This is a genomic window from Gardnerella vaginalis, from assembly GCF_001546455.1.
Taxonomy (GTDB): domain Bacteria; phylum Actinomycetota; class Actinomycetes; order Actinomycetales; family Bifidobacteriaceae; genus Bifidobacterium; species Bifidobacterium vaginale_B.
In genome coordinates, this window is record NZ_KQ956821.1 from 63,914 (window position 1) to 72,755 (window position 8,842).

Annotated in this window: 5 protein-coding genes and 1 tRNA gene; 3 read left to right on the forward strand and 3 right to left on the reverse strand. The window is 45.8% G+C overall.

The window, feature by feature from the left end; translation table 11 throughout:
* Positions 1–257: 257 nt before the first annotated feature.
* Both HMPREF3216_RS04845 and HMPREF3216_RS04850 read left to right on the forward strand, forming a co-directional pair.
* A complete protein-coding gene (locus HMPREF3216_RS04845; protein WP_060787184.1) occupies positions 258–941 on the forward strand; it encodes an ECF transporter S component in 684 nt (227 codons plus the stop codon).
* Between the two features lie 146 nt (positions 942–1,087).
* Positions 1,088–1,164: transfer RNA gene (locus HMPREF3216_RS04850), tRNA-Ile, on the forward strand.
* Between the two features lie 87 nt (positions 1,165–1,251).
* On the opposite strand, the gene HMPREF3216_RS06465 is transcribed toward HMPREF3216_RS04850, so the two are convergent.
* The 3 genes from HMPREF3216_RS06465 to HMPREF3216_RS04860 all read right to left on the reverse strand — a co-directional run bounded on the left by HMPREF3216_RS06465 (position 1,252) and on the right by HMPREF3216_RS04860 (position 4,205).
* Positions 1,252–1,407, reverse strand: a complete 156-nt coding sequence (locus tag HMPREF3216_RS06465; protein ID WP_155639681.1) for a hypothetical protein — start codon at positions 1,405–1,407, stop codon at positions 1,252–1,254.
* Positions 1,408–1,419: 12 nt separating this feature from the next.
* On the reverse strand, positions 1,420–2,316 hold the full coding sequence (locus HMPREF3216_RS04855; protein ID WP_060787185.1) for a carbohydrate kinase family protein: 897 nt from the start codon (positions 2,314–2,316) through the stop codon (positions 1,420–1,422).
* Between the two features lie 308 nt (positions 2,317–2,624).
* A complete protein-coding gene (locus HMPREF3216_RS04860) occupies positions 2,625–4,205 on the reverse strand; it encodes an aminopeptidase P family protein (protein ID WP_419471004.1) in 1,581 nt (526 codons plus the stop codon).
* A 277-nt stretch (positions 4,206–4,482) separates the two neighbouring features.
* Between HMPREF3216_RS04860 and HMPREF3216_RS04865 the strand changes: the two genes are divergently transcribed.
* Complete coding sequence (locus tag HMPREF3216_RS04865; RefSeq protein ID WP_155639682.1) at positions 4,483–8,562, forward strand: coiled-coil domain-containing protein; 4,080 nt, start codon at positions 4,483–4,485, stop codon at positions 8,560–8,562.
* Positions 8,563–8,842: the final 280 nt, after the last annotated feature.

Consider the following 8,842-nt stretch of genomic DNA (forward strand, 5'->3'; position numbering starts at 1 on the left):
GCGCGCTACGCTTCTCAAGCGAAAAGGCAGGTAGTCGCGTAAACATTGTTCACTTGCGTTGAATAATCGGTTTTATAGCGCGTTATAAATTTCTGCAATAGTCAAAAATGTTACAAATCACACAAAATTTGCGCAAAAAAGGCGTGTTTATGGCTCTTAGATGGTAAAGTACACGTTGGCGTTTCTGCCCAGGCTGCGTAGGTCGAGGAACGCTTAAAGAAATTACAATGCGCAGCAATCAACAGTTAGGAACACTAATGAGTGATATTCTAGACAACGAGTCCGAAAGCAATACAACAACCCCAATAACCGATAAGGCCCGCGAAAACGCGGATCCTGCCCCAACAACAATCGCAAGCCTTAAATGGCGCGTTGCAGACATATCTCTCGGCGCTGCTCTGGCTGCCTTGTTTGGCGTAATCTACTGGGGCTTTACAATCATATTCTTCTCTCAAATCTCCCCTATTTTGCGCACAATTTTGCCTGGTTTTGGCAGCATTTTGCACGGCGTTTGGTACCTTTCTGGCCCACTTGCACTGCTTTTAATCCGCAAGCCTGGTGCTGCGATTTACGTAAACGTTGTTGGCGCCGTGTTTGAGAACATTCTTGGCCAGCAATTCTCTGCGTTTATGGTTTTGGCTTCTGCTGCATTGCAAGCCGTGTTTAGCGAGATTCCTTTTGCCATCGCTCGCTACAAAAAGTACAATCTTACTTTAAGCGTAATTTCTGGCACGCTTACCGCGCTGGAATATGGTATTTACTTAATGTTTGTGGTCTACCAGGGCAAGAGCGCAAACTATCTTACAATTCACATGATTTGCGAGCTTATAAGCGGCTTTGTGATTGCAGGCATTGTTCCTTGGCTTTTGTTCGTTGCTGTTCGTAAGACTGGAGTTTTGAGCAATTTTGCCTCTGGAAGAGACCAAGAAGTAGTGGCGTAAGTTTTGCTCTAAAGCTGCTTGCGACTTGCCTTGCGCACACCCATGCACTTTGCGCGCTAAACATAGCACTAAACATCTAGCTAATCGTAGCGTGTTAAACGTTTATGGGTGTGTGCTAATCTGGTCGTTGCTAACTTTGTTAGCGTGGGGCTTTAGCTCAGTCGGTTAGAGCAACGGACTCATAATCCGTCGGTCCAGGGTTCAAGCCCCTGAGGCCCCACCAAATAATCGCCTTAATGGCGTATAAAAAAGCTTCAACTCGTTTGATTCTAGGAATTACCTAATTCATCTTACAAGTTGAAGCTTTTGTTTATATTCTTTGCATTCCAGCTCTTAGGAGCCTCACAGCAGTATCAATGTCTGGCGCATCATCTGCTGCGCGCATAAACATTGCTTGAATCATCTGCTTGGATTCTTTGCCATCATAATGCTTAGCCTTATTATCGTCCCAAACAAAATCATCCATGAGCATACCTTTCTACAGCCCCGCCTGAGCAAGGTAGTCTGGGATTTCGCTCGGGTACTCTGGCCACGCGCCCGCCTGAGTGCAAACGTACGCAGCAGTGTCGATTGCAGCACGATGCGCGTCTTTAAGCGAATCGCCAGCCAAAATCCTTGCAGCAAAAGTGCCAGAGAATGAATCGCCAGCGCCAACCGTATCGTTAACTTCCACATGAGGAGTTGGATAGGTAGAGCTTTCGCCATCCTTAGTAAAGATTGCGCTAAAAGTAGATCCGCCAGTCAAAATCACGTAATCTAAACCGTAGCGCGCCTGGAACCATTTGCAAGCCTCATTGTCGGAAGTTTCGCGAATATTAAACATATCTCTAAGAAGAAGCAGCTCGGAATCGTTAAGCTTAAAAACAGTTGCCTCTTTAAGAAGAGCGTCAATCAAATCCTTTGAATAATGATCGCTACGAATGTTAATATCGAAGAACTTCATGGCGTTTGGCTTGGTGTGCTTTAAAAGCTCCAAAACCGTGTCGTGAGTTTCTTGCGACCTTAAGCTAAGCGTGCCAAAGCAAATCGCGTCCGCTTTGCTAACAAGATCCACAAGTTCGCGCGTATAAACAATATGATCCCACGCAATGTTTCGCACAATCGTGTACTCTGGAATGCCATTTCTAAGCGAAACATCTACCGTACTAGTTGGCCAAGCATTGCGCTGAATAACGTGCTCAATCCCTGCTTTTTCAACTTCTTCAACAAGTTCATTGCCAAGAGAATCTTCTCCAACAGCGCTAATAACGTAGCTTTCTGCACCATTGCACTGCGCATGATACGCAAAGTTTGCTGGAGCACCTCCAACTCGTTTTCCTTGGGGAAGCAAATCCCACAGTAGTTCTCCAAGTGAAAGAACGATTGGCTTAGTCATTGTATTCCTTTCGAGAGTATCGATGATTTTGGCTGCGACTCGTTAATCAACATCTTTATTGCAACAAGTCACATAAATGCATAAAACACATAAATGTATAAAACGCATGAAACATATAGAGCATATGTAGCACATAAGCCACATAAACCGCAATAAAGTAATGTTGTTATAACAACTAAGTGCTATAACAACATTATTGCGTAAAGATTAGATAATTAATTTAGATAGTCTTAGATGATTCTAAATAATCCTAAATAATCCTAGATAATCCTAAATAATCCTAGATAATCCGTTTAGATAGCAGCACACTACTTAGCAGCGCGCTGAGCCATCCAAGCTTCAACATCTTCGATTTGCTTAGGAATATCAATAGAAAGCCATTCAGGACCATTCTCCGTCATCAAAACATCGTCTTCAATGCGGATTCCAATTCCGCGCATTTCTGGCGGAAGCATAAGATCATTGGCAGCAAAGTACAAGCCAGGCTCGATTGTAAAAATCATTCCTGGAGTAATCTTCGCACCCTGATAAGCCTCGTAGCGAGCTTGAGCGCAATCGTGAACATCTAGACCCAAGTGATGAGCAACACCGCAAGCATGCCAACGACGATGCTGCTGACCTTGCGGCGAAAGCGATTCTTCAACGCTAACCTTTAGAATGCCCCACTCGTGCAAATGCTCCGCAAGTACGCGCATGCAAGCGTGATGAATGTCGCTGTAAGTGGCGCCTGGCTTAGCCGCCTCAAAACCAGCCTGCTGAGCATCGAGAACGCATTGGTAAAGCTTCTTTTGCAAATCCGTAAACTTGCCATTGGTTGGGAAAGTTCGCGTAATATCTGCCGTGTAAAGGCTGTTGACTTCTACGCCTGCATCAATCAAAAGAAGATCACCGCTAGAAACCACGCCCGTGTTGCGCATCCAATGCAAAATTGGAGCGTGCTTGCCAGAAGCAACAATTGTATCGTAGCCAACTTCGTTGCCAACTTCACGCGCAACGGAATTAAAAGCGCCTTCAATCATGCGCTCAGAATGCTCCTTGCCCAAAGCTTGAGGCAAACGCGTGAGCATGCGGTCAAAGCCTAACTTTGTAGCAGCAATAGCCTTGCGCATTTCGCCAATCTCGTAAGCGTCTTTAAGCATTCGCGCTTCGGCGGCCACTTCGTGCAACTTATCGTCGGCAGCAATGTTTGCATCTTCGTCGCTAAATCCGCTTGCTTCCCTTAGCGCATCTACGCGCGCTGTTAAATCGGCATCCGACTCGCGCACAATTCGCACGCGCACGCTTTCGGCAGCGCTATTATCGTCGCTAACGTTTTTTGCAAGCGCGTCGTCAAGCTCCGCAATGTCTCGCGTTTCAATGCCAGTCATAGCCTTAAGCTCTTTGAGTCCTGCGCGAGGGCCAACCCAGTATTCGCCGTAGTGCGGATCTTTGTAGAACGCAGCAGTGCTATTGTCTGCGCGAGGAGCCACAAAAAGCTGCGGAACATGTGTTTTGCCAGCCGCTTCCTCGTCGCTACCTGGTTGCACTGGCTCAAGCACAAGCACCGCGCCAGCCTCGTAATCCTGACCCAAGCCAGTGTAATATGCAAAAGTCGTGTCTGGTCTAAAAGCGTAGTCGCAATCGTTATTGCGCACTTTTGGCTGGCCTGCTGGAATAACAAGGCGCTCGCCTGAGAATCGCTTGCCAAGCGCCTCTAGACGCGCTGGCGTGTATTTCGAAGATTCAAGCGGTTCGATTTGAGGCTCCTGATTATCCCAGCCGCTGGTCATAAACTCTTTAAAGGAATCGCTGTTTGGGCGCAAAGATCGATTGTTTACGCGGTCTTGCGCTTTTTGCGTGCCATCCGCGTTTAGTTGCTCGCCATGTATTGTTGGCGTTGATTGATGCATATCTTCTGCCATCTTGCGACTCCTTAAATTTAATCTTTAATCAACCTAATCTTAATCAACCTAGATTCAGTTTACATTTCCCTATTTTCTTATTAGGAATGTACATTAAAAATCGCTATTGAATTTCTACGCTGCACATGGTTTTAGTATTTTTTAAAATAAACACGCTGCATAAAAATTAATCCATAGTTATTTGGTAAGATTGCTAAAAAACTTGATACCCCCCCCGTAGCAGATTATAATAATCCGAAGAAGCAAGGTTAAAGAGAAAATCGCAATGACAGCGAGACGCTTAATCGCAAAACATTGCGGTATTCAACAATTCTTGCAAACACTAAAAACTGCGATTCACCACCAACAAGAGGAGAAGCTAATCATGAACGCTAAACTCGCAGCAGCAATATCTTTGGGCGCAAGTTCCCTTGCATTATTCGCAATGGCGGGCGTTGCAAACGCGCAAACCACTGAGACAACGCCAGCGCAGCCAACGACAACGCCTGTTGTAGCTCCAGCTGGCGGTCAAGGCAGCGGCTCTACTGGCGGCCATGGCGGAACTGGTGATCAGGGCGGCGCTTCTCAGTCGACTCCAGCAGATAATACAACAAATCCTGAAGCAGAAAAGATTATAAAAGATGCCGATGATCAGGCAAATGAAGCTCAGACTGAAGTAGATAGCGCAAAAGGTGCCAAGGATAAAGCAATCTCTGATGCTAATGCTGCAAATACTGCTGCCGAGCAAGCAAATAATGAGTATAAGACCGCTAAAGATAACGAAACCAAGACTCAAACAGACAAGGAACAGGCAGATCAAAACGTTATAACTCAGCAAGGCGAACTAGAGAAAGCCAACGACGACGTTAAGGCAAAGACCCAAACTCTAAAGAAGGCTCAAGAAGATAAGCAAGCTGCCGAAGATGCTAAGGGTCAGGCGGAAAAAGATAAGCAGACGACGCAGGGAGAGCTTGATAAAGCTAACGAAACCGTTACACAAGATAAGCAAACTCTACAAGACGCCAAAGATAAAGTAAAAGAAAAAGAAGGCGAAGCTGCTGCCGCTCAGCAAGAACTAGAAAATGACAATAAAGCTATAAACGATGCTAAAGAAAAGCTCAAAGGCCTAAATCAAGCTGCTGAAAATGCTGGCAATGAAGCAACAAAGGCAAATGAAGCTGTACAAAAGAAGCAGGACGAAATAAAGCAAAAGGAAGCCGATAAAAAGGCTCTTGAACAACCAGGAACTGCTGCAACAAACAAGCAACTGCAGGCACTTAAAGAGGCTGCAACTAAGGCTAAAGATGCTGCAGATCAAGCCAAGATTGAGTCAGATAATGCAGCTGCTGAAGCTAGCTCCAAAAACACTGTTGCACACAACAAGGAACAGGCTTTAACAGACGCAGAAACCGCTCTTCACAATAACGAGTCTTATAAGAAGAACATTAAGTCGCTTGACGACGCTGCTGGAGAAGCAAGTAACAACTACAATCAAGCATACACAGAGAAGCTCGACCCAGATGTTGAGAGGGGCTTTGAAGGCTTCTTGGAGTATGTGATTGAAACAGAAACCGCAAAGGGAAGCAAGGGTAACGCTGACCTTATTGCAGACGCTAAGCGCGCTCAAGATATAATTAAAGGTAAAACTTTTACTCCTACAGAAAGAATAATTGAAGTTGAGAACCACAAATATAGTTCAGGAACAGAGCTAGAAAAGGCTCCTATTTGGACGGCTTACTTAAAGAAACTGCATCGCGTTGGAGGGCCTGATTCTTTGCAGAATCTTAAAGAAGCGGCTACTTATTATGCAGCTCTTAATAGGGTTCGTTCAGAAGAAAATGCTGGTCTTCCTACTGTTGGAGTTCGCTTAAGCCTTATTGCAGAGAGCATAATTCACTCCTTCTATTCTTCTACGATTCAAGATCACGCGGCTAATTTTGATTGGGAGCATGGCGTAGACAAGAACTCTAAAGATCAGCTAAAGTCTCACGCATATTCTGATTCAGACGAAAACCTTGCGTGGGGTGAATTCGACGGAGATAATCCTAATAGAGCAAGGGGCGACGGCAGCTTTAGCATAGAATCTAACACAGATTCTAATAAACCAATACACGCTACAAGTAAGTTTAACGCTATGGATGGCTGGTATTATGCAGAAAAAGATATATACGACAATGCCATTAAAAATGGTTCCTGGACTTATAAAAACACGACATATACTTTAACCAATGCCGGTAAAACGTTCTTGCAGAATCACAGGTATGATTTTACTAATTACACTGGCACTACTAAACCCGATGACACTAGTAACGCTCCTCAATTATTCGAAAATGACTCTAATAACAAAGTTCGGGAGGCATTTGGTGAAGTCGTTGGCCACTATCTGAATTTTATTGCTAGAGACAATACGGCTGCAGGCTTTGCAGAAGCAGATACAGCCATAGATGTAGACAACACAAGGCTTATTTACGATGTTGCTGTGTGGCATGGCAACTCCGAAAAGAGCATTAGTGCAAAAGACTATAACAAGCTTTTAACCGATTACATAGCTAAGGTTACAGATGATGGCGCAAAGAAACTGGAGCCAAGCAATGCTCGCGATTTAGCTGATTTAGCAGCCGCAGAGAACAAAGCAGATAAAGCTTTATTCCAAAAAACTTACGAGGTTATTACAGAAGAAAGCAAGACTGATACTCTTGCAGAAAACAGCGTAACCAAGTTAAGCCAAAAGGTTCTTGAAGCTCAGATGGAGTTTAACAATGCTAAAGATGAACTTCGAAAAGCAAACAAGACTAAGCATGAGGCTCTAGAAAAATACCACGACTTGGACAACAAGGCGACTGAGGCTCAGCAGAAGTATGAGCAGGAGAACGCTAAGGTTCAGCAGGCACAGACCCAGAGCGATGAGCAAAAGCGAGCAAGGATCGCTGAGCTTAATGAAGAGCTGCAGAATCTTAATCAAGAGTTGACTGGTCTTCAAGCTACCGCACAGCAGAAGCAGACCGAAGCTCAGCAGGCGCGCAATAAGGTTACTGAGCAGCAAACCAAGATTGATGGTTTGACTGAGGCTGTTAAGACTGCTCAAGGCCGGGTTACTGCCGCACAGCAGGAGGTTACAAAAGCAACTGAAGCCAAGAAACAAGCAGATGAAGCGCTTGCGGCTGCGCAGAAGACGGTTGAGGATCTTGGTACTAAGATTAATGGATTCGATGCAACAATCCAGTCTGAAACTCAAAAGTCTAAAGCAGCTCAAGGTAGGATTGCCACTGCTCAAGGTGAGCTTACAGCGGCAACCAAAAAGCAGGGAGAAGCTCAGAGTGCTCTTGACGCAGCTAATCAAACAGCAGCTAAAAGAGCTACTGAATTAGATCAAGCTAAAACCGCTGTTTCCAAAAAGATTGAGGCTGTTAAGGCAGCTAAGGCTAAGGTTGCGCAAGCACAGCAGGCTCTTGCAGCCGCACAAGCTAAGGTTACGGCAGCACAAAAGACTGTTAAGGCTGCTGAAACTAAGTTTAAAGAGATAATCGCTAAGCTGCCTAAAGAGGCTCAGCAAAAATACACTGCTAAGTTTGCTGCTGCAACTGCGCGATTCCATACTATGCAAACGGATTTGCAGCAATATGTAGCTACTCTTAATGAGTCAGTTAAAACACTGAATACTGCTGCTAATACGCTTCCCGCTTTTCCAGACCCAGCTCCAGAACCACCTGCCCCATCTCCTGCTCCAAGCATCGAAGACACAACGCCTGACTCTGGCTCTGGCCCTGCGTCTGTTGAAAAGCCTGGCGAAGCATCAGGCAGCGACTACGTTGGCAGCTCGGATTACAGCAGCAACAACTGGTACAGCAAGTATCTTGCAGGATACGCTAAGAATCTGTTTGCAGGCGAGCAGCTTGGCTTTAACGCCGCCATTCCAGCAGCACAAAACCAGAGTGCTAACGGCGCTAACGCTCAGGGCGCTAATGGCGTTGCGGCGAATAATGTTGCAGGCGCTGCGCACGCTAACACTCTTAGCGCATCTAGCGCCAATCGCATCGCAGCCGCACTAGTGGCTGGAGCTAAGGCTGCTGCAAAGAACGCTGCCAAGGCAGACGAGGCTAAGAAGGATGACGCTAAGAGCGAATCCGCAAAAGATGCTGCTAATGATTCTGTAAAGAGCAAGTCTAAGAGCGATTCCAAGAATGATTCCAAGAGCGAGTCTAAGGATGAGTCTAAGAGCGCTCAAGCATCTAGCGGCGAGGAAAGCGCAGCGCAAAGCGCGTCCAACAGCGTTACGCTTAAGGTTGTGGCAGCTATAGCGACTGTTGTTGCAGGAATCGCAGTAATCGGAGGCGGCACTTACTTCGCTCGCCATCGTCGTGCGTAATCAAAACTAAATAACAAATAAAAACCGCGGTTGACCAGTCTTCACCGACTCGTCTTCCGCGGTTTTTGTATCTATCAACAACAAAACCCGTCAACCATCTCCGCATTTTGTACCAAATTACGCCTAAATCACGTACAAAACCCGTCAAACAACTCCGCACTTTGTAGCTCAACACGCCGATCAGAGCTACATTTTCGGGAAAATCGCTCGCGCGGATTAGCCGCGCTCACATCTTCGCAGCGCAAGTTAGGTAGAGATTCGAGATTTTTCGCCGCGAAAG